Below are 19,841 nucleotides of genomic sequence, written 5' to 3'. Positions count from 1 at the left end.
GGAATGGCGGGGAATTGACGGAAGTTGATCACGACATGACTCAAGGACCAGCACCTCGCCCCCTGTCCGACGACGCCCTCTCCGCCCTGCTCGCCGGGCAGCAGTTCGGGACCCTCGCCACGATCAAGCAGAGTGGCCATCCCCATCTGACCACCATGCTCTACGACTGGGATCCCGAAGCCCGCATCGTGCGACTGTCCACCACGGCCGACCGCGTCAAGATCAAACACCTGCGGCGCGCCCCCCACGCGGCGCTGCACGTACAGGGCGGCGACGTCTGGTCGTTCGCCGTCGCCGAGGGCGCGGCCGAGGCTTCCGAGATCTCGACGGTCCCCGGCGACGCGGTCGGCCGGGAACTGCTCGCGATGCTCCCGACGGCCGCGCAGCCACAGGACGCGGACGCGTTCCTCGAGCAGCAGGTCGCCGAGCGCAGGATCGTCATTCGGCTGAGGGTGGAGCGGCTGTACGGGACGGCCCTGGACATCAACGGCTAGGCAGGAGCGCGCGGGCCGTGGTCACGCTCAAAGTGCGATCAGGCCCGCTTTGGTCGGTTCGAACCCGCAGGCGTCGAAGTAGAACGCCGCCAGGTCGTCGTCGAAGTCAACGTGCAGCCATTCGCACTTCGCCGCGCGGGCCCCTCTGGCCGCTTCGGCGACGAGTTCGGCTCCGATCCCCGAACGGCGAAGCTCGGCGCTGACCATGGTGTCCAGAATGAAGGCGTGGACGCCGCCGTCCCACGCGACGTTGACGAAGCCGACGAGTTCGCCGTCGCGCCGTGCGCAGACCCAGCCGAGGCTGTGACGGTGGACCTGCGACTGCCAGCAGATGTCCAGGATCCGGTGGCTGAAGCCCTCCGCGTGCAGCGCGTTGACAGTTGCGTCCTCGAAGTCGCCTCGCCACTCGTACACGATCGTCATGCGGTGAGCGTAGACGACCGCCCGAGGCGATCACCCGTCAGGAGTCTCCGGTGTCCTCGACGTTGGCCACCATCCTGCGCAGGACCTTCAGCGCGGCCACGTACTCCTCGTCGCTGATGCCCGCGTGCACCACGGCGCGCAACTCGGTCACCAACTCGCGCAACCGCACCCTGGCGGCTTCCCCGGCATCGGTCGGGTGCAGGCGGCGGGTGTCCGCGTCACTCCGCACCCAACCACGGTGGACCAGTTGGTCGACGACCCGACCGATCTCGTGCGGCCCGGTCGTCAGTGACCGCCGGATCAGCCGGCGCCTGATTCGGTGGCGGTATCGGTAGGCGGTTTCATCCGGCCTGCTCGACGTGCCAAAAGGGAAACCCTTTCACGATCACCTGCGACCTCTGCCGCCATCGTTGTTGTCCTTCCGGCCACCACCAACAAATGCGGATATGATCCATGCCGCCAGCATGACGAGGAAGAACACGACAATGTTTGTCGGGAGTACTGACCCCACGGCTTGGCCCTCCTATGCGGTGCGTGACCGCTCCTGATCGAAGTCCGTGATATCTGAAGCGGGTTGAGGGTAGCAGGAGCTTCCTCACGGCGTGCGAGCTCGGCGGGGCCTGTCACCAGCGGTGCGTTGCAACACACCTGACGCTGAATCACCTCACCGTGGAGGAATCGGCCCAAGTGACCTCCTCTGCGCGGTAAGCCGGATCCGGTCCGAGCTTGCTGTACGAAGGAGAACCCGGCGTCGTCAGGAGTTTCCGGCGTCCTCGACGTTGGCCACCATCCTGCGCAGGACCTTCAGCGCGGCCACGTACTCCTCGTCACTGATGCCCGCGTGGACCACGGCGCGCAACTCGGTCACCAGCTCGCGCAGCCGCACTCTGGCGGCTTCCCCGGCATCGGTGAGGTGCAGGCGGCGGGTGTCGGCGTCGATCCGCACCCAGCCACGGTGGAGCAGTTGGTCGACGACCCGCCCGATCTCGTGCGGCCCGTTCGCGAGGGGTGTCAACTGGCTGACGACCTCCTCGCGGCTCGGCGCCGAGGACTCACCACCGTTCAGGCGGTTCAACACCCAGTACTGCGGCTGCGTGACGTCGATCCTGGCCATGGCATCACGCAGATGCCGGGTGACGACATCATGGGCGAGGCCGCTCCAATACCCGACAGGCTGCGTGGCGAGCATGTCGTCGGTGACGGCCGGATCGGCCGGCGCCTGATCGGTGGCGGTATCGGTAGGCGGTTTCATGATCCGACGCTAAGCGGTCACCTCTGCGGCGTAAAGCCGGGAAGCTTGCCGCACCCGAGAAGAACCCGGCCTCGGACGAGATCGGGCCCTGTTGATGCGGCGACGCCATGGACGCTTGAACTCGCCGTCCGCCAGGCCGCCTTCGGCACCGGCGCGATTTCTACCGACCGTCCAGTCGCCTCGTCACTGTGTCGAGCGTCGGCCAAGGAGGGCCCTCGCGCAGCAAGCGCAGAAGTTCCTCTCCGAATCGCCTCCCGTTCGGAAACTGGTCGCCACGCTCCCAACGCCACGCGGCGACCATCGCGACAACGAGCTGCCGACACTCGTCCAGCAACTCTTGGTCAACGCTTGGGTAGTGCGCGCAGACCGCCTCGGGAACATGGGCGAGATCGAACTCGACGGGTCCACGGCAGCACGTCTCAAGGTCGATGAACGACGGGCCGTTCTTCGTGCTGAGCACATTGCCTGGATGCGGCTCGCCGTGGAGCAACTGCTCCACGGCGCCGCGGCCGTCGATCGCTCGTCGCAGGCTCGCCAGCCTGCCGCCGAGGAACACGCGGTCCGCGCCGGTGAGTTCCGGCGAGCGATCCGGGTCGGCGACGACTTCTTCGGCCTCCGTGATCCGGTCCGTGAACCTCGGGCTCGGCATATCGACCTTGCGCATGCCGGCGTGCAGATGCTCCAGCGCCTTGGCGTAATCGACCGGTGAGGTGTGAGGTGTCACGGGCTCGTAGTAGGTCCACAGCGTCACCGCGAAGCCATCGCGCGTGTACACACGCGGGTCCGCCCGAGGCTCCAAGGGACACACCGGGCATCCGACCTCGATGAGCCGCTGAGCGAGATCGACTTCGAACTGTGCGACCTCTTGTCCCACAGGGGCGACCCGGGCAAAGACGTCGCACGGCGTCAGCCGCAGTGCCAGCTTGTTCGAGTTGTGGAGAACGATCGCATCATTGGCCCGCAGGTCCAGCGCTGCGGCGACCGAAGTCGCAGCCGCGATCGCACGCGTGACGTCGGTCATCTCCACCCTCGAATCTTGGCACGGATGAGCGAGGGCGATGCCAACCAGCCCTCGCCGGTACCCGCGTCTCGCCCTTCTCAGCGGTTCAAGTCGCGGTACTCCTCCAACAACCGCAGAGCGGGGGCGAGTACGCCCCGCCCCACGCCTGGGCACGGTCGATCATCCGGCAGTACCCACACTTCCCAGCACGACATGCAGCGCATCACCCCGCAGTGCTCCGGATCGCGCTCCGCGCCACCACCGCACAACGGGCACTGCTGCATGACAACTCCCCACGTCGATCAGGATCTACTCGCGGCCGACAACGTTACGCGGGTCATCCAGCCAAACCCGCTGCCCGTCGCCGTCGACCGACAGGCCGAAGCGGGAACGCTCCGGCTTCCCCAGCTCATGCCAACCGAGAAACGCCGTTCGCACTTCATCCCACAGCGTGCGGGGGCCATACTGCTCCGCCTCATACGTCTCCGCGTGGGGAACGTATTCGACGGTTGCCCATGATCTCCGGTCGTCGGAGATGAACCACAGCGTGGCTTCTCCGCTGTCGTCGTCCGCCTCACACCACCGGTACCACGCATCGGTCACGCTCAGGCCGGTGAAGAACGCGGGATCGTCCTGGATCACGTTCTGCGGCGCGATGTCGGTACGGCTCCGCTCCCCCTCCTCCTGGTTGTGCAGATCCGAGATGCGCCCCGCCCCCGCCCGCTGCGTGCGGTCCCACATGAAAGCCGGGTAGCCGGAGAACGTCCCCTGAGCCTTCCCTTCCACCACTTCGAGCGTCGCGTACGAGCCGCTGAAGAAGCTGCTGCCCCACGGAGTGACAATCCGCCCGTTCGGGCACTGCTCCAACCACCCTCGCGGGATATCCCGCATAGTGCAGGTACAGATGACGCGGTGGTACGGTGCACCGCCCCGGTGCCCGTCGTGACCGTTGCCGAGAACTGCGGTCGGGTGGAATCCCGCCCGCTTCAGGTTCCGCACAGCACAGGACAGCACCGACGCGTCCAGCTCCACGCTGGTCACGTTGGTTTCGCCCAGTCTGTGAGCCAGCCAGGCGGCGTTGTAGCCGGTCCCGGTGCCAACCTCCAGAACTCGTTGCCCCTCCCGCACATCGAGCAGGCCCAGCATTTCGAGCATGATCGACGGCATGGAAGAGGATGATGTGGACAGTCGGAACGCGCCTTCCGGCGCACTCTCACCATCATTCACTTGGCTCGTACGGTCGGGTCTGCCCCGGCGGCTTGTCGCGGTGGCCGTCGCTGTCGGATGTGTCGGGCTTGCCGGAGTGGTCTCCGCCCTTCTTGCTCATGGTCCCCTCGCTTCCTGCTGCTGGCTTGGTTGTGCCAAGAACGCTACGGAGCAGGGCAGTCGCCAGTCCACGTTCTTGCATGAGCTTGCATGCGGATTACTGAAGGAAGTCGACGGACTCAGTGATGAGGGCGCGGGCATCGGGGCCGTAAACGGCCATTTCCGCCAGTTGGGAAAACGCCTTGGCGTAAGTCGTGATCTCGCTTGGAGCCGAGACGTTCACGGCAGCCGTCAGAAGTTCGACGCTCGCCCGGCGGTCATCGAACAGATAGAACGCTTCCAGGGGCCATACACGCCGCTCGGCCGAGAACGGGATGATGCCAAGGCTCACGTTCGGAAGCACCATCACCGCGAGCAGGTACCCCAGTTGGCCGGCCATCGTCTCGGCGTCGCCAATGCGGTATCGGAGCACGGTCTCTTCCATGAGCAACGCGAACCGGTGGCCACCCTCATGGAGGACATGCGACCGTTCGATGCGCGAGGCCGCAGCCTCGGACGAGTCGTCCGGGGTGCCTTGGAAGGTGGCGATCGTGGACAGCAGAGCGGTCGCGTACGCCTCGGTCTGAAGCATGCCGGGCACAACGTTCGAGCAGTACACGCGGAAGTGCCGGGTCGCTTCGTACAGCGGGACGACTTCCTCCTGTGCCCGGCGCATCCCGTGCCGGTGGAGCTTCTTCCAGTGGACGTACATCTGATCGGCCTGGCGGTTCGCCGCGACGAGATCCGCGGTCTGGTCCTCCGCACCGCACGCGGTGCACCACGCGCGGATATCGGCATCGGACGCCGGCGTCTTGGCCCGCTCGATGCGCGACGACTTCGCGGGGCTCCAGCCGCACCGAAGGGCCAGGTCATGACCGGTCAACTCCGCGTCTCTGCGCAGCTCTCCGAGACGAGCGGCAAGGACTTCGCGGGCGCCCTGAGCGCTGGACGAGGGGGACGCGGACATAAGTTCCCTGTCTCAGAGTTTCACTGGATCGGACCGAGTACTTCTCGTGCGGGACGCCTCGCTCCCACACGGCCTCGAACGCGGCGGATGCCAGTCGGGCCACGGCCGGTTCGGTGCGGACCCTGGGCAGCCAGTGGACTTGCTCCCCGGATTGGAAGCGGGGTCCACGTCACGTTGTCCCGTACGCCTCCAGTTCTCGAAGTCCTCGGCTTCATCGCCGACGCCATACGAGTCGCGCATCTCCTGGTCCACCCAGATGGTGGGGGAGCCCTGCTGCCCTGTGTCCGGATCAATCCCGATGAACCGTAATGCCATGGCTGCCTCCGGGTATCGAGTTGGCTTACGTCAACTTGCACGAGCTTGACGGCGGTGAGGCATCGACGTCAAGGGCACGCACGCATCAGCGCGGGCCGGATATGCGGTACTTGGTCTACGAGAACATGGTGCGGCCCGAGGGCGGCCTCGGGTACGGCGACCCATCTCCGTCCTGACGAGCGGTCAGCCAACTCCCGGGCGTGGCGGTCAATCACACACTGTCCACGCCGAGTTCGGTACGGGCGAGGAGTGGCAACTCCTCATGAAGACGCGGGCGACCCGTACCGGGCCCTCGAAGCGCACCTCCTGGAACACCACCCATGGGACAGCCCCGAGGTGTCCGCCGTTCCCGTCGTGGCCGGCGCAGAGACCTGCCTCCGATGGGTGGCATCCAGCACGAGCCCAAGTAGTCAGGCTGCCGCCTTCGCCTGCGCGGAGTCCACGGCGTACGCAAAAGGGCCCGACCTCCGACGAGATCGGGCCCTCTTGATACGGCGGCTGCTACGGGTGCTTGAACTCGCCGTCCTGCACTCCGCCTTCGAAGGCGGCCCACTCGCCGGCGGTGAAGACCAGCGCCGGGCCGTCGCCCTGATCCTTGCTGTCACGCATAGCCACCCGGCCATCGCCGAGAAACGCGACCTCGACGCACTGGTGGTTGTCCGCCGAGCGGCTGGACTTACGCCACACCGCACCTGTCAGGTCGGCGCTGTTCACTTGAACTCGCCGTCCTGCACGCCGCCTTCGAAGGCGGCCCACTCGCCGGGAGTGAAGACGAGCGCCGGGCCGTTGCCCTGATCCTTGCTGTCGCGCATGGCCACACGCCCCTCGCTGAGGAACGCGACCTCGACACAGTTGGCATCTCCGTTGCTGCGGCTGCTCTTGCGCCAGACCGCACCTGTCAGGTCGGCACTGTTCACTTGCTTAGCTCCCTCGCTGCTTGCTTGAGGAGTCTCGTACTCCCCGCTTCGTCAAGTGTCGAGCCCCAGATGGATTCGAACACCCCGTCGTACCGTTCGACTTCGTTGGGTTTGTCGAGATAGAGCGCTCCAGTAAAGCCCTCCACGTAAACCGTGGGTGGTTCCGTGCCCCGGCCTGTGGCCGGGAACCGCAGCGTGACGAACGGGCCGGACATGATCCCAGAGTGCAAGCCGGCCGAGTACGGCACGACGCGGACAGACACGTTGCCCAACTCGTTCAATTGAACCAGGTATTCGAGCTGCTCCGTCATGACGTTCACGCCACCAACGGGGCGGCGGAGAATGGCCTCGTTGAGCGCCACGTCGACGTTCGGCGCCGCCGTCACCCTGGTGAGAAGCGCCTGCCGCGTCATGCGTACGTGGACGCGTCGCTCAACTTCGTCGTCGTCCCGGTCGGGGTCCGAGCGCGTGATGAGCGCGCGGGCGTAGTCCGGGGTCTGAAACAGGCCAGGCACAAGTTCCGCTTCATACCAAGACAGCCGTTCCGCCGCTTCTTCCAGCCCGATGTAGAGGTCGAAGCCCTCCGGGATCACGTCACCGTACGAGTGCCACCAGCCGCGCCCCTTCGTCTCCTTGGCCAGCCCCATCAATGCCTCGGTCAACTCCGGCGGCGCCCCGTACACCTTGCACATCGCTTCAACGTCAAGGCTACGCAGTGACGTCTGACCCGTCTCGATGCGCCAGATCTTCGGCTCCGACCACTCCAGTTCCTTGGCCGCCGCCCTGACGGTGAACCGCGCCTTGTTACGCAACTCGCGCAAGTGCCGCCCGAGTTGTCGACGCGGCACCGTCGAACCCGTGGTTTGTACGGTCACGCGCACACCACCTTCCTTCGATACAGAACACCCTTTCATCCAAAACGTAAGCCCCACCGTCCCCGATCCGCAATGTCAGACATTCATTCGATGAGTATTGTTCGAATCCCAAGAAATGTAGTCTTGCATAACCGGCCTTGACGGTGCTTCACTCGCTAACCCAAGAGATCGCCGCGACCACCCTCCGTGATCGCAGGCTCGGCGACGGAGTGTGCGCTGCTGTGAAAAATCCGCTGATCTACGGGTACGTACGGGCGTTGCCCGGCCTGAGCGACCAGGACATCGACCGGTTACGCGCGGACATCGCCGCGTTCGCCCACCACCAGGGCTTCGCGCCGCCGCACGTCTTCACCGAGCACACCTGGACCCGCGTAACCGCCTGGGAAGCCCTGGTCACCGCCTGCCGATGGACCCGCACCCGCAACGTCGTCGTGCCGTCCTGGCCACACCTCAACACCCAGCACTCCCTCAGCACCACCGCTCAACAGACCTTGCAGAACGCCATCCGCGGACAGGTGTGGTTCGCCTCCGCCGTCATCCGAACCGGAGACGCACCGTGAACGACACGACCAACAACCCCGCGCCGGCCTACGGATACCTGCGTGTCTTCTCCGACGCCGCCTACCGCCAGGCGCCCACACTCGAAGAGGTCATGGAGCGCTACGCGCACACCCACGGCCTGCAACTCATCGCCGTCCACCACGAGTTCGCCCGCGGCAAGCTCGACGCCTTCACCACCCTGGTCAACACCCTGCGACGCACCGGCGCCCAGCACGTACTCGTACCGTCCCTCGACCACCTCGGACACAGCGGCGCCCTGCAACGCGTGTTGCTCTCCCGCCTCGAATCCAGCCTCCGCGCCACCGTCCACACCCTCGACGCCTCATAGCGCGCCATGCCACTTCTCCGCGCCTGGGACCGGCTGACCCTCGTCGCCCTGCCCACCGCCGTGAGCTGCGCCCGCGCCTTCACCGGGTGCACCCTGCGCTGGTGGGGCGCCACCGACGTCATGGACGACGCACTGCTCGTCGTCTCCGAACTCACCACCAACGCCGTCAAAGCCACCGGGCCACAGACACCGAAACCCACCTGGGCAGATGTCACCACCCAACACCTCATCGGCGTACAGCTCCGCCTCAACGCCACGCACGTGTACGTCGAGGTCTGGGACAGCGGTCGCGCAGCCCCCGCCGCCAAGAACCCCACCACCGACGACGAGGGCGGACGCGGACTTCTCCTCGTCCAGACGCTCGCCACACGGTGGGGCACCCACCGGCCCCCCACCGGCGGAAAAATCGTCTGGGCGGAACTCACCCTGCCTCACCCGCCGTGCCTCACCACCGACGTACCACCCCTCCCCCACCGCACCCCGGAACACCTGCGCGTACCTCCGGGCAGGGCAAAGCAACACGTCGAAACCGCCCTCATGCACCGCGTGTTGGACGCACTACGCGCACTGGACTGACTTGGGCACCGCGCGGGAGCGGGGATGGCTCCTCAGGCACCACAAGGACGTGGGTGGACGAAAGTGTCAAGCACGCCCACAGCCGCACCGATATGGGCAGGGCCGCGACGCAACCGCTCTCCCGGCGGGACACGACCGGCCGGCCGTCAACCGCGCTGCGGCTCTGTGCCCTTGGCGCACCGGTTGATCTCGGGAAGACCAGAGGCGAGTGCACGACCGCGAGCAGCACAAACGCCAGCAGGAATACTGCGGCTTCGCCGGCGCTCCCGCCGAAGACCAGCCCGGTCGCCACCACTGAGCCGCAGAGCACCAGCAGTATCGGCAGGATTTACGTTCGCGTCATGACGACGCAGGCTATCGATGAGTCGAAATGCCAGAACGAACAAGCTCAGGCAGTCGGCAGGCCCAATGCGCGCAGGGTGCCAGGTGGCACCTCAAGACCTTCGAGTTCGTGGGCGAGGCGCAGCACCTGGTCCGCCACGGCGAGTTCGCGAGGTGTCTCGGGGACGGTGTCGCCGATACTCCGCAGAAACTCCGCGATCTCACGCCAGGAGTAGAAGACCGTCGCCCCCGGCGGACCGGGCAGCGGCTCCGGGAATCCTGGCAGTGCCGCGAGTGACTCCTCGCTACGGTCGCAGCGCTGCGCCGCCTCCCCCAGGGTCACCGTGTCGTCGTGGCGGACGCCGACGGCGCGCAGGCCCGGGATGAGCCGGATGTCATGGGCCACTTGGGCGACCGCGTCGAGGAGCGAGGGCGCCTCGATGTCGCAGGACACCTCGCTCAGTTCGGCGGGGTCCGTGTGAACCGCGAACTGACTCGGGTCCTCAGGGCCGAGGACGTACGACACAGATCCGTCTGCGAAGGCGTCGCAGTGGTCGAAGGCGTTGGCCTGCTCAGCGGTCAGAGGCTGGTTGAGACGAAGGATGAAACTCCGCTCGGACACAGAGCGCTTCTTTCAGTGCTGATGGCGGCGGGCGAACCGGTCGATTCGATTCGATTCGCCTCATCGCCCGCGTTCTTGGGCGTGCCAGACACGATGTAAGTGCGCCCACAGGTGCAGCACACCACCCATCCCCACCGGTGACCATTCATGTCGGGCGTGACTTTGTATCCCCTTTGGTGTCGCCCTTTGGAAATCATCCAAGAATTCCACCCTCTACTACGCGGCAATCACTCAGGGCTACGACTCGCACGGCACGTTCAACGACAGCAGCGCCGTGGAGTTGCCCGTCAGGCGGATCTCGCTCACCGCCGCGTTCCGCAGGCGCGGGAACACCCTGCGGTAGTCGCTCAGCGGGATCGACAGCAGCTCGCAGAGCACCAGCCGCAGCAGGGTGTTGTGCGCGACGACCAGCACCCGGCCGCCCTCGTGCGACGACGCGATCCGGTGCAGCGCGGCCGTTCCCCGGGCGGCGGCCGTGCGGGGGTCCTCCGCCGACGGGAAGGGGTTCAGCACCGGGTCGGCGCGGAAGGCCGCCGCGGCCGTCGGGTCCACCGCCTCGAACTCGGCCAGTGTGCGGCCCTCCACCACCCCGAAGTCGCATTCGCGCAGGTCGTGTTCGCGTTCCGGTACGAGGTCCAGTGCCCGGCAGGCGGGCTCCGCCGTGGCGATCGCGCGCGGCACCGTCGAGGTGACCACCGCGTCGATGCCGACGCCCGACGCCGCCTGCCGCCCGGCCCACCACCCCAGCTTCACCGCCTGGGCCCGGCCCTCGTCGGTGAGGCCGATGTCGCTCACGCCCGCGTAGCGGTTCTCGGCGTGCCAGAGCGTCTGGCCGTGGCGGGCCAGCAGCAGGGTCGTACTCACGAGGTCTCCAATGCGTGGGCGCGGGTGCGGGCATGGGCGGCGACGGGTGACGGGAGCCAGCCGCGCCGTTCCAGTTCGTCGACCGTCGTCAGGTACGGCTCCACGAAGCGCGCCGTACGCGCCGGGTCCGGGCGCAGGACATGGCTGAGGCCGACCATGCGCCTGGCCGCGTCCGCCAGTGCGGGCGCGGCGCCGGCGCCGTACGCGGCGAGGACCGCCATGCCGAGCGCCGGTTCGCTGTGCCGGGGGATGTGGACGGTCCGGCCGAGGATGTCCGTACGGAGCTGGTTCCAGTACGCGCTGCGCGAGCCGCCGCCGGTGAAGGTGAGCGGGCCGTCCTGCGGGGCGCCGAGGTGGTCCAGGTAGTCCAGGCAGAGGCGTTCGGTGTGGCCGACGCCTTGGAGGAGCGCCGCCCAGTGGTCGGCGTCGGAGGCGGGTTCGCCGAGGAGGAAGGGCGCGGCGTCGGGGGCCAGGAAGGGGAAGCGTTCGCCGCGCGCGACCAGCGGGTAGGCGAGCGCGGTCGACGGTTCGTGTGCGGGGGCGAGGGCGTCGAGGCGGGCCGGGTCCGCGTCGGGGAAGGCTCGGGCGAGCGCGCCCGCGCCGACGCCGGAGGCGCCGCCGGGCAGCCAACCGCCGTCCGGGGCACGGTGGTTGTAGAGCACGCCGGTGTCGTCGTGGACGGGGGCGGCGGTGACGCCCTTGAGGACGAGCGTGGTGCCGAGCACCGAGTTCCAGGAGCCGACGCTCAGTGAGCCGGAGGCGATCTGCGCCGCGCAGCCGTCCGTCATCCCCGCGATCACGGGGGTGCCGGCCGGGATGCCGGTGGCCGCCTCGCCCTCGGCGTCGACCTCGCCGAGCTTGCGGCCGGGGCGTACCACCTCCGGGAAGAGGCCCGGATCGAGTCCGAGCGCGGCCAGTTCCTCGTGCGGCCAGGCGTCCGTCATCAGGTCGTAGCCCGTCTTCAGCGCGTGGCTGGAGTCCGTGGGCGTACGGCCGCCGACCAGCCGCGAGACGATGAAGTCGGGCTGGTGGGTGAGGCGTACGCCCGGCCCCCAAGAGTGCTGGCGCAGCAGCCACATCGCTTTCGGCAGCGCCCATGTCGGCTGGACGCGCAGTCCGCGCTCGCGCGCCAGCGCCGCCTCGGCCGTGGCGCGCCCGTCGTCGTACATCAGGCCGGGGGTGAGCGGGCGGCCCGCGCCGTCCGTGAGCAGGACCGTGCCGGACGTGCCGCACACGGCGAGCGCCCGCACCGTACGGGGCGGCACGTCCCGCAGCGCCGCGCCGACCGCCGTGCGCACCGCCTGCCACCACTCGTCCGGCGACTGTTCGTGCCGTACCCCGTCACGGCTGCCGCCCAGTGGGGCCGCTCCGCTGCCGTGCATGGCCCCGGCGTCGTCGACGAGTACCGCACGCACGCTCTGTGTACCGAGATCGATACCCATCCACATATCGGCTCCTTCTGTGAAGTTCTCACTCTGCACCGAGATTTAGCGATGCGCGAGGGATTGACGCGCAACTACCGCTGTTCCAAGCTCTGTTAACCACTCGAAGGAACGCGTTATCTGGCCGGACCGTGGAGGTCACGGATGGACATGCACGGGCAGTTCGGGCACCTCGGGCACGACCGTCGGCGGTTTCTCGCGCTCACCGCGGCGGCGTCATCCGTCCCGCTGCTGAGCGCCTGCGGAGCAGGCTTCGGCGGTGGGGACGGCAGCAAGAGCGACGGATCGGCGGCCGACGACGTCACCGGGTCCTTCGACTGGCAGCGGCACAAGGGCACGACCGTCAAGGCGCTGCTCAACAAGCATCCGTACACGGACGCGCTGATAGCCGACCTCAAGGCGTTCACCGCGAAGACGGGTATCAAGGTCGAGTACGACGTGTTCCCCGAGGACAACTACTTCGACAAGCTGACCGTGGACCTCTCCAGCGGCCGGGCGTCGTACGACATCTTCATGCTCGGCGCCTACATGGTGTGGCAGTACGGCCCGCCGGGCTGGCTGGAGGACCTGGGCCCGTGGATGCGCAACGAGTCGGCCACCGGCGCCGAATGGGACCAGGACGACTTCCTGCCGAGTCTCCTCGAAGGCACCCAGTGGTCCCTGAAGCCCGGGACGCCGCTCGGGCAGGGCGGGCAGTACGCGCTGCCGTGGGGCTGGGAGGCCAACGTCGTCGCGTACAACACGGAGGTCTTCGACAAGCTGGGGCTGCGGCCCGCCGAGTCCTTCGACGAGCTGCGCGAACTCGCGGGCACCATCAAGCGCAAGGCGCCGGGGGCCGGTTTCGACGGGATGTACGGGGTCGCGGTGCGCGGCTCGCGGAGCTGGGCGACGATCCATCCCGGCTTCATGACGATGTTCTCCCGCTACAAGCTCAAGGACTTCACGGTCGACGGGGAGAGCCTGAAGCCCGCCATGAACTCGCCCGAGGCCATCACGTTCACCCGTGACTGGGCGGACATGGTCAAGAAGGGCGGGCCGCCGTCGTGGACGTCGTACACCTGGTACCAGTGCTCCAGCGACCTGGGCGCGAAGAAGGCGGGCATGCTCTTCGACGCGGACACCGCCGCGTACTTCCAGGCGGTGAAGGGTGCCTCGCCCGCCGCCGGGAAGATCGCGTTCCATCCGGGGCCGAAGGGACCTGACGGGTCGCTCGCGACCAACATGTGGATCTGGTCGCTGGGGATGAACGCCAAGAGCAAGAAGAAAAGCGCCGCCTGGCTGTTCCTCCAGTGGGCCACCGGCAAGGAGCATCTGCGCAAGGGCGCGATCGAGTACAACCACATCGATCCGGTGCGCAAGTCGGTGAGCGACGACCCCGCGTACCGGGACAAGATGAGTGAACTCCCCGGTTTCATCGAGACGTTCGAGGCCGTGCAGGACCAGACGCGGATCCAGTTCACCCCGCAGGAGCAGTTCTTCGACGCGACCACGAGCTGGGCGTCGGCGCTCCAGGAGATCTACGGAGGCAAGAGCGCGGGGCCGGTGCTGAACGGCCTGGCGGACGATCTGGCCCCGAAGGTCGGGTGACGCCCCATGTCCTCGTCGACGGAGGCCGATCACGGGGCGGCCTCGCCCGACGACGCGGCCGTGGCCGGTGCCCCTGAGAAGGCGCCGGCCACGGGGCCCGCGAACCACGGGGAGCGCGTGGTGCCGAAGTGGCGGCGCACCCTGCGGCCGTATCTGCTCATCGTGCCCGCCCTCCTGCTGACCGGCGGCATCCTCTACCCCTTCGGACTCGGCCTGTACTACACGGTGTTCGACTTCGCGGCGAGCAAGCCGCAGCCGGACTTCGTGGGCCTGGAGAACTACCGGCGGATCTTCACCGACTCCTCCTTCTGGGACTCGGCGTGGGTGACGGTGCTGTACGCGGTCGGCGCCGCCGCCGTCGAGACGGTGCTCGGCGTCGCCGTGGCGCTGCTGCTGCACCGCTCGACCCTGGTCGGGCGGGTGCTGGAGAAGGTCCTCATCCTGCCGCTGATGATCGCGCCGGTGATCGCCGCGATCATCTGGAAGCTGATGCTCCAGCCGTCGGTGGGGGTCGTGAACTATCTGCTGCGGCCGTTCGGTCTCGGCGGGGTGCAGTGGACGGACACCCCGACCGGCGCGCTGCTGTCGTCGATCGCCGTGGATGTGTGGGTCTACACCCCGTTCGTCGCGATCCTGGCGCTCGCCGGGCTGCGCTCGCTGCCCGCGTCTCCCTTCGAGGCGGCGGCGGTCGACGGCGCGGGTTGGTGGTTCACCTTCCGCAAGCTGACGATGCCGATGCTGTGGCCGTACGTCCTGGTCGCCGTGATCTTCCGGTTCATGGACTCGTTGAAGGTCTTCGACATCATCTACGCCCTGACGGAGGGCGGCCCCGGCGATTCCACGGTGGTGCTCCAGATCCGCGCGTATCTGGAGGCGATCCGTTTCCAGCGCTACTCGTTCGGGCTGAGCTACATGATCGTGCTGTGGGCGGTGGTCTATCTGGCGGCGATGGTGCTGGTGCGCTATCTGGGCCGGATCCAGAACCGGGCTGCGGAGGTGCCGAAGTGATGAAGCGTCAGCCGGGCACGAAGCCCAACGGGGCATGGAAGCGGCGGGTGTTGGGGATCGCTGCCGACGGCGCGCTGATCCTCTACTTCCTTTTCGCGCTCTTTCCCGTCGTATGGATGGTCATCCTCTCGCTGAAACCGGCGAACGAACTGTTCAGCACCTACTTCTCCTTCACCCCGACCCTGGACTCGTACCGCACGGTGCTCGGCGCCGGTCAGGACGAGGGTGTGCCGTTCGTGCGGTTCTTCGTGAACAGTCTGGTGGTGTCGCTGGGGGCGGTCGGGCTCTCCCTGGTGATCGGGCTGCCCGCCGCGTACGCCGCCGCGCGCTGGCGGTTCCGCGGCTCGGAGAATCTGATGTTCACGCTGCTGTCGTTCCGTTTCGCGCCCGAACTGACCGTGATCATCCCGCTGTTCGTGCTCTACCAGCAGCTCGGTCTCTTCGACACGTACGTCGGCATGATCTGGGTCCTGCAACTGGTCACGCTGCCGCTGATCGTGTGGATCATGCGCTCCTACTTCGCCGATCTGTCACCGGAGTTGGAGCAGGCGGCGCTGCTCGACGGCTACACCCGCAAGCAGGCGTTCTTCCGTGTCGCGCTGCCGCTGGTGAAGCCGGGCATCGCCGCCGTGTCCCTGCTGGCCTTCATCTTCGCGTGGAACAACTTCGTCTTTCCTCTCATCCTCACCTCGTCGGAGGCGCAGACCGTGACCGTGGGCGCGCTGTCGTTCCTCGGCGGCGACCGGCCCAAGTACAATCTGACGGCCGCCGCCGCGCTCGTGTCGGTGATCCCGCCGCTGCTGCTCGCGCTCACCATCCAGCGGTATCTGGTGCGGGGACTGTCGTTCGGGGCGGTGAAGTCATGACCCCGGCCGTGCCCGATACGACTTCGATCGCGCTGCGCGGCGTCCACAAGTCGTACGGGCGCACCAGCGCGCTCGACGGCATCGAACTGGACGTCGCCGAGGGCGAGTTCTTCTGTCTGCTCGGGCCGTCCGGCGCGGGCAAGACGACGACGCTCAAGACCGTCGCCGGTCTGGAGGAGCCCGACTCCGGCACCGTGGAGCTGGGTGGCCGGGACATGACCGGCGTCGAGCCGTACGACCGGGGCGTGGCCATGTGCTTCGAGTCGTACGCGCTGTATCCGCACCGCTCCGCCTACGACAACCTCGCCTCACCGCTGCGCTCGCCCAAATACCGGCTGCCCGCCGCCGAGGCCCGGGTCCGGATCCAGGAGATCGCCGAACTCCTCGGTATCGGGCACCTGTTGGAGCGCCCGGTGGGTGCGCTGTCGAACGGGCAGCGGCAGCGGGTGGCGCTGGGCCGGGTGCTCGTACGGCCCGCCCGCGCGTTCCTGCTGGACGAACCGCTCTCCCATCTCGACGCCAAGCTCCGCCAGGCGATGCGCGCGGAGCTGAAGGCCATCGGCGACGTCCGGCACACCACCACGCTGTATGTCACGCACGATTCGGTGGAGGCGCTGGCGCTCGGCGACCGGATCGGAGTGATCAGGGACGGGCGGATCGTGCAGACCGGGACCCGGGAGGACATCTGGCACCGGCCGTACGACACCTTCGTGGCCCGCGCCTTCGGGCGCCCGCTGATCAATCTGCTGCCGGGGACGGTCACCGAGCGCGGGCACTTCGGGTCGGTGGAGGGCGGTGCGGAGGGCGGTTCCGGCGGCTTCGAGCTGCCGGTGGACATACCGGCGGCGCCGGGCACCGCCGTACAACTGGGCGTACGGCCAAGGGACATCACCCTCGGCGAGGCGCACGGTGGCGCGCTGGAGCTGACCGGCACCGTGTACGTCACCGAAGTCCTCGGCCGCGCCACCGAGGTCACCGTCCGCCTCGGCTCCGGGCGGGGTTCCGGGCCCGGCTCCCGCCAACTGTCGCTCGTCGCCCCGCGCGCCGCCGCGGCCGGCCTGCGCACGGACGACCAGGTGCGACTGCGCGTCCAGCCTGAGAACCTGCTCCTGTTCGAGGCCGACCGGCCGGAGCGTCCAGGACGAAGGATCAGCAGATGAGCACCCAGCAGCAGCGCGGCCCCGCCCCGCGCCAGGCGGCGATAGCCGAGTACGTCCTCGCCCGCGGCGAGGGCACCGCCGCCGAGCTGGCCGATCGGTTCGACGTCAGCCTGATGACCATCCACCGCGATCTGGACGAGCTGGAACGCCAGGGAATCGTCAGGAAGTTCAGGGGTGGGGTGACCGCGCAGCCGTCCGGCGTCTTCGAGTCGAACGTCGCCTTCCGGCTCAAGGCGATGCACCAGGAGAAGGCGGCCGTCGCCCGGCACGCGCTCGGCCTCATCGAGCCCGGCATGGCGGTCATGCTGGACGACTCGACCTCCACCCTGGAGATCGCGCGCCGGCTCGGCTCCATCACCCCGCTCACCGTCGTCACCAACTTCTTGGAGGCGATCAATCTGCTGTCCCAGGAGCGCGGTATCCATCTGATGGCGCTCGGCGGCGACTACGACCCCCTTCACTCCTCCTTCCTCGGTGTCAGTTGCGTCGAGGCCGTGCAGTCCCTCCAGGTCGACGTCTGCTTCACCTCCACCTCCGCCGTCTCCGGGGGCTTCGCCTACCACCAGGAGCAGCACATCGTGTCGGTGAAGCGGGCGATGCTCGACTCGGCGGCCAGGAACGTCCTGCTGCTCGACCACTCCAAGCTCGGCCGGGTCGCCCTGCACAAGCTGGCCCCGCTGTCCGCCTTCGATCTGGTGCTTGTCGACGCCGGTGCCTCCGCCGAGGCGCTGCGCGACCTGGACGAGCACAAGGTCCCCTACCAAGTCTGTGAGGTGGGCGGTGACTGAACTCGCCCTGCGTGAGCTGCGCAAGACATACGTGTCACGCGGCCGGCCCGCCGTCGACGCGGTGCGCGGCATCGACATCGACCTGCGCTCCGGCGAACTGCTCGGTCTGCTCGGCCCGTCCGGCTGCGGCAAGTCGACCACGCTGCGGATGATCGCCGGTCTGGAGGAGGTCACCGGCGGCGACATCCTGGTCGGCGGCGACTCCGTCGTCGGCCGGCCGGCGCGCGAGCGCAACATCGGGGTCGCCTTCGAGAATTACGCGCTCTACCCGCCGCTGACCGTCGCGGAGAATCTCGGCTTCGGTCTCGCGGCGCGCGCCCTGCACGGCCGTGGACCGCAGGGCCGTACGGAACGGGCCCGGCGGGTCGCCGACATGGCGGAGCGGATCGGCATCACCGACCTGCTCGGCGCCCGGCCCGCCGGTCTGTCCAGCGGGCAGAAGCAGCGCGTGGCGCTGGCGAGGGCGCTGATCCGGGAACCGGACGTACTGCTCCTGGACGAACCGCTGTCCCATCTGGACGCCGCGCAGCGTGATACGACCCGTCGTGAACTCAAGCGAATCCAGCGGGACTTGGGCCATACGACGATCCTCGTCACGCACGACCAGGAAGAGGCGCTGTCGCTCGCCGACCGGATCGCGGTGATGAAGGACGGGGTGATCCAGCAGCTCGGCACGCCGTACGAGATCTACGACGCCCCGGCGAACGTGTTCGTCGCCGACTTCGTGGGCGAACCGGCGATCAACCTGCTGCCCGGTGTCGTGGAGCCTGACGGGTGGATACGGCTCGGGCCTTCGGTGCGCTTCCCGTGCCCGGCGGGCGCACCCGTCGGCCGGGCGGTGGTGCTCGGCATCCGTCCGGAGGACCTGCGGCTGACCCGGGAGGGTGAGTCGGGGCCCGGGACGGGGAACACCGGGCCGGGCGGGGCGGCGGACGGCACCGTACGGGCTACGGTCAGCGCCCATGAGCCGCTCCTGGAGTCCGGAATCGCCACGCTCACGCTCGACGGCGTCGCGCAGCCGCTCGTCGTGGAGACCGGCCCGGAGATCCGCCTGGACCGGGACGACACCGTGCGCGTCACCGCCGACCCGCAGCACACGCACGTGTTCGACGCCGAGACGGGAGATGCCCTGACATGAGTGATATGCGGATCCTTGCCGCGGGCGACCACTTCGTCCTCAACTCCCTGATCACCGAGGCCCTGCGGCACGATGTCGCCGCGCCTGTCGAGATCACCGAACTCACCCTCCCCTGGCCGCTCACCCCCTTCGGCAAGGTCGCCGAGGTGGACGAGGCCAACGACTGCGAGGACGCGCTGATCGAGGCGCTGGACGGGGTCGAGGTCTGTGTGACGCAGATGGGCCCCTTCACCGAGCGGGTACTGGCCGCGTCCCCCGCGCTGCGGATGGTCGCCGTGTGCCGGGGCGGCCCGGTCAACGTCAACGTCGAGGCCGCCCGCGCGCGCGGCGTGAAGGTCTGCTTCGCGCCGGGGCGCAACGCGGCGGCCACCGCCGAGTTCACGATCGGGATGATGCTGGCCGCCCTGCGGCGCATCCCCGAGGCGCACAACTCCCTTGCCCTGGACGGGGAGTGGGACGCCACGCACTACACGTACGCGCGCTGCGGCCCGGAGCTGGAGGACACCCCGGTGGGGCTGATCGGTTACGGGGCGGTGGGCAGCCGGGTGGCCAGGGTGCTGACCGCGTTCGGCGCCGAGGTGGAGGTGTACGACCCGTACGTACGCGGCGATGTGCACGGCATGCGGTCCCCGTCGCTTCAGGCGCTGCTGTCCCGCTCGAGCGTCGTCACCCTGCACGCACGGCTCACCCCGGAGACCCGAGGACTGATCGGCGCGCCCGAACTCGCCCTGCTGCCAAGGGGATCGGCGCTGGTGAACGTGGCGCGCGGCGGGCTCCTGGACACGGACGCGCTGTGCGACGCGCTGGACAGCGGGCAGCTCGCGGCGGCGGCGCTCGACACGTACGAACAGGAGCCGCTGCCGGCCGGCTCACGGCTGCACAACACCCCCAATGTGGTGCTGACCCCGCATCTGGGCGGTGCCAGCAAGGCCGTGGCCCACAAGGCGGCGCGGATCGCGGCGGCGGAGGTGGCGCGCTACGCCAAGGGCGAGCCGCTGGCGCACTGCCTGACGTAGTGCCTGACGCAGTGCC

At 68.3% G+C, this 19,841-nt stretch carries 22 protein-coding genes and 2 pseudogenes; 11 read left to right on the top strand and 13 right to left on the bottom strand.

Features of this window, described 5'->3' with window-relative positions; all coding sequences use genetic code 11:
* The first annotated feature begins 35 nt into the window (after positions 1-35).
* On the top strand, positions 36-494 hold the full coding sequence (locus tag OG329_RS29325) for a TIGR03618 family F420-dependent PPOX class oxidoreductase (protein ID WP_405799411.1): 459 nt from the start codon (positions 36-38) through the stop codon (positions 492-494).
* Between the two features lie 27 nt (positions 495-521).
* Here OG329_RS29325 and OG329_RS29320 read toward each other — a convergent pair whose 3' ends face one another.
* The 10 genes and pseudogenes from OG329_RS29320 to OG329_RS29275 all read right to left on the bottom strand — a co-directional run bounded on the left by OG329_RS29320 (position 522) and on the right by OG329_RS29275 (position 7,548).
* Positions 522-917, bottom strand: coding sequence for a GNAT family N-acetyltransferase (locus tag OG329_RS29320; protein WP_405799410.1), 396 nt, complete (start codon positions 915-917; stop codon positions 522-524).
* Positions 918-954: 37 nt separating this feature from the next.
* Positions 955-1,206: pseudogene (locus tag OG329_RS29315) on the bottom strand (MarR family transcriptional regulator); the annotation flags it as partial.
* Positions 1,207-1,671: 465 nt separating this feature from the next.
* A complete protein-coding gene (locus OG329_RS29310) occupies positions 1,672-2,169 on the bottom strand; it encodes a MarR family winged helix-turn-helix transcriptional regulator (protein ID WP_405799409.1) in 498 nt (165 codons plus the stop codon).
* Between the two features lie 160 nt (positions 2,170-2,329).
* Positions 2,330-3,190, bottom strand: coding sequence for a phosphotransferase (locus tag OG329_RS29305; RefSeq protein ID WP_405802084.1), 861 nt, complete (start codon positions 3,188-3,190; stop codon positions 2,330-2,332).
* Positions 3,191-3,478: 288 nt separating this feature from the next.
* Positions 3,479-4,336 carry a methyltransferase domain-containing protein gene (locus OG329_RS29300; RefSeq protein ID WP_405799408.1) on the bottom strand — a complete coding sequence of 286 codons (858 nt, stop codon included), beginning with the start codon at positions 4,334-4,336 and terminating at the stop codon, positions 3,479-3,481.
* Between the two features lie 256 nt (positions 4,337-4,592).
* The gene (locus tag OG329_RS29295; protein WP_405799407.1) at positions 4,593-5,441 is read right to left on the bottom strand and encodes a helix-turn-helix domain-containing protein; all 849 of its coding nucleotides are present in this window, start codon (positions 5,439-5,441) and stop codon (positions 4,593-4,595) included.
* A 28-nt stretch (positions 5,442-5,469) separates the two neighbouring features.
* A pseudogene (locus OG329_RS29290) lies at positions 5,470-5,756 on the bottom strand (hypothetical protein); the annotation flags it as partial.
* 501 nt (positions 5,757-6,257) lie between these two features.
* Complete coding sequence (locus tag OG329_RS29285; RefSeq protein ID WP_405799406.1) at positions 6,258-6,470, bottom strand: DUF397 domain-containing protein; 213 nt, start codon at positions 6,468-6,470, stop codon at positions 6,258-6,260.
* Positions 6,467-6,673, bottom strand: a complete 207-nt coding sequence (locus OG329_RS29280) for a DUF397 domain-containing protein (RefSeq protein WP_405799405.1) — start codon at positions 6,671-6,673, stop codon at positions 6,467-6,469. The genes OG329_RS29285 and OG329_RS29280 overlap by 4 nt, the downstream gene beginning before the upstream one ends.
* Positions 6,670-7,548, bottom strand: a complete 879-nt coding sequence (locus OG329_RS29275; RefSeq protein WP_405799404.1) for a helix-turn-helix domain-containing protein — start codon at positions 7,546-7,548, stop codon at positions 6,670-6,672. The genes OG329_RS29280 and OG329_RS29275 overlap by 4 nt, the downstream gene beginning before the upstream one ends.
* Positions 7,549-7,769: 221 nt before the next feature.
* Between OG329_RS29275 and OG329_RS29270 the strand changes: the two genes are divergently transcribed.
* Genes OG329_RS29270 through OG329_RS29260 form a run of 3 tightly spaced genes read left to right on the top strand, consistent with a single transcriptional unit; the run spans position 7,770 to position 9,013 of the window.
* Positions 7,770-8,108: a hypothetical protein gene (locus tag OG329_RS29270; RefSeq protein WP_405799403.1), complete on the top strand. Its 339-nt coding sequence runs from the start codon at positions 7,770-7,772 to the stop codon at positions 8,106-8,108.
* Positions 8,105-8,437, top strand: a complete 333-nt coding sequence (locus OG329_RS29265) for a recombinase family protein (protein ID WP_405799402.1) — start codon at positions 8,105-8,107, stop codon at positions 8,435-8,437. The genes OG329_RS29270 and OG329_RS29265 overlap by 4 nt, the downstream gene beginning before the upstream one ends.
* Before the next feature lie 6 nt (positions 8,438-8,443).
* Entirely contained in the window at positions 8,444-9,013 is a 570-nt protein-coding gene (locus tag OG329_RS29260; protein ID WP_405799401.1) for an ATP-binding protein, read from the top strand.
* A gap of 388 nt (positions 9,014-9,401) precedes the next feature.
* Here the strand turns inward: OG329_RS29260 and OG329_RS29255 are convergent, their stop codons facing one another.
* From OG329_RS29255 to OG329_RS29245, 3 genes are all read right to left on the bottom strand, one after another.
* Positions 9,402-9,956 (bottom strand): hypothetical protein, encoded by a 555-nt coding sequence (locus OG329_RS29255; RefSeq protein ID WP_405799400.1) that lies wholly within the window; start codon positions 9,954-9,956, stop codon positions 9,402-9,404.
* Between the two features lie 237 nt (positions 9,957-10,193).
* Entirely contained in the window at positions 10,194-10,820 is a 627-nt protein-coding gene (locus OG329_RS29250; protein ID WP_405799399.1) for a histidine phosphatase family protein, read from the bottom strand.
* Positions 10,817-12,262: an FGGY-family carbohydrate kinase gene (locus tag OG329_RS29245; protein WP_405799398.1), complete on the bottom strand. Its 1,446-nt coding sequence runs from the start codon at positions 12,260-12,262 to the stop codon at positions 10,817-10,819. Before OG329_RS29245 ends, OG329_RS29250 begins: the two co-directional genes overlap by 4 nt.
* A 144-nt stretch (positions 12,263-12,406) precedes the next feature.
* Here OG329_RS29245 and OG329_RS29240 point away from each other — a divergent pair, with 144 nt between their 5' ends.
* The 7 genes from OG329_RS29240 to OG329_RS29210 are packed head-to-tail and all read left to right on the top strand — an operon-like array spanning position 12,407 to position 19,825.
* Positions 12,407-13,849, top strand: coding sequence for an ABC transporter substrate-binding protein (locus tag OG329_RS29240; RefSeq protein ID WP_405799397.1), 1,443 nt, complete (start codon positions 12,407-12,409; stop codon positions 13,847-13,849).
* 6 nt (positions 13,850-13,855) lie between these two features.
* Positions 13,856-14,857: a carbohydrate ABC transporter permease gene (locus OG329_RS29235; protein ID WP_405799396.1), complete on the top strand. Its 1,002-nt coding sequence runs from the start codon at positions 13,856-13,858 to the stop codon at positions 14,855-14,857.
* Positions 14,857-15,723, top strand: coding sequence for a carbohydrate ABC transporter permease (locus OG329_RS29230; protein WP_405799395.1), 867 nt, complete (start codon positions 14,857-14,859; stop codon positions 15,721-15,723). The genes OG329_RS29235 and OG329_RS29230 overlap by 1 nt, the downstream gene beginning before the upstream one ends.
* 8 nt (positions 15,724-15,731) lie before the next feature.
* Positions 15,732-16,883, top strand: a complete 1,152-nt coding sequence (locus OG329_RS29225) for an ABC transporter ATP-binding protein (protein ID WP_405799394.1) — start codon at positions 15,732-15,734, stop codon at positions 16,881-16,883.
* The gene (locus OG329_RS29220; protein WP_405799393.1) at positions 16,880-17,671 is read left to right on the top strand and encodes a DeoR/GlpR family DNA-binding transcription regulator; all 792 of its coding nucleotides are present in this window, start codon (positions 16,880-16,882) and stop codon (positions 17,669-17,671) included. Before OG329_RS29225 ends, OG329_RS29220 begins: the two co-directional genes overlap by 4 nt.
* Positions 17,664-18,809, top strand: coding sequence for an ABC transporter ATP-binding protein (locus OG329_RS29215; protein WP_405799392.1), 1,146 nt, complete (start codon positions 17,664-17,666; stop codon positions 18,807-18,809). The genes OG329_RS29220 and OG329_RS29215 overlap by 8 nt, the downstream gene beginning before the upstream one ends.
* A gap of 5 nt (positions 18,810-18,814) precedes the next feature.
* A complete protein-coding gene (locus OG329_RS29210; RefSeq protein ID WP_405802083.1) occupies positions 18,815-19,825 on the top strand; it encodes a 2-hydroxyacid dehydrogenase in 1,011 nt (336 codons plus the stop codon).
* Positions 19,826-19,841: the final 16 nt, after the last annotated feature.

The organism is Streptomyces sp. NBC_01506 (assembly GCF_045040295.1).
In the GTDB taxonomy this organism is placed as follows: Bacteria; Actinomycetota; Actinomycetes; order Streptomycetales; family Streptomycetaceae; genus Streptomyces.
Note: the sequence above shows the minus strand (reverse complement) of the source record. Positions and strands in the feature narration are given on the sequence as shown.

Coding starts and splice junctions, on each gene's coding strand:
- OG329_RS29300 (WP_405799408.1), bottom strand. CDS start 4,336: ATGCCGTCGATCATGCTCGAAATGCTGGGCCTGCTCGATGTGCGGGAG.
- OG329_RS29245 (WP_405799398.1), bottom strand. CDS start 12,262: ATGGGTATCGATCTCGGTACACAGAGCGTGCGTGCGGTACTCGTCGAC.
- OG329_RS29325 (WP_405799411.1), top strand. CDS start 36: ATGACTCAAGGACCAGCACCTCGCCCCCTGTCCGACGACGCCCTCTCC.
- OG329_RS29230 (WP_405799395.1), top strand. CDS start 14,857: ATGAAGCGTCAGCCGGGCACGAAGCCCAACGGGGCATGGAAGCGGCGG.
- OG329_RS29210 (WP_405802083.1), top strand. CDS start 18,815: ATGCGGATCCTTGCCGCGGGCGACCACTTCGTCCTCAACTCCCTGATC.
- OG329_RS29295 (WP_405799407.1), bottom strand. CDS start 5,441: ATGTCCGCGTCCCCCTCGTCCAGCGCTCAGGGCGCCCGCGAAGTCCTT.
- OG329_RS29305 (WP_405802084.1), bottom strand. CDS start 3,190: ATGACCGACGTCACGCGTGCGATCGCGGCTGCGACTTCGGTCGCCGCA.
- OG329_RS29235 (WP_405799396.1), top strand. CDS start 13,856: ATGTCCTCGTCGACGGAGGCCGATCACGGGGCGGCCTCGCCCGACGAC.
- OG329_RS29220 (WP_405799393.1), top strand. CDS start 16,880: ATGAGCACCCAGCAGCAGCGCGGCCCCGCCCCGCGCCAGGCGGCGATA.
- OG329_RS29310 (WP_405799409.1), bottom strand. CDS start 2,169: ATGAAACCGCCTACCGATACCGCCACCGATCAGGCGCCGGCCGATCCG.
- OG329_RS29240 (WP_405799397.1), top strand. CDS start 12,407: ATGGACATGCACGGGCAGTTCGGGCACCTCGGGCACGACCGTCGGCGG.
- OG329_RS29260 (WP_405799401.1), top strand. CDS start 8,444: ATGCCACTTCTCCGCGCCTGGGACCGGCTGACCCTCGTCGCCCTGCCC.
- OG329_RS29320 (WP_405799410.1), bottom strand. CDS start 917: ATGACGATCGTGTACGAGTGGCGAGGCGACTTCGAGGACGCAACTGTC.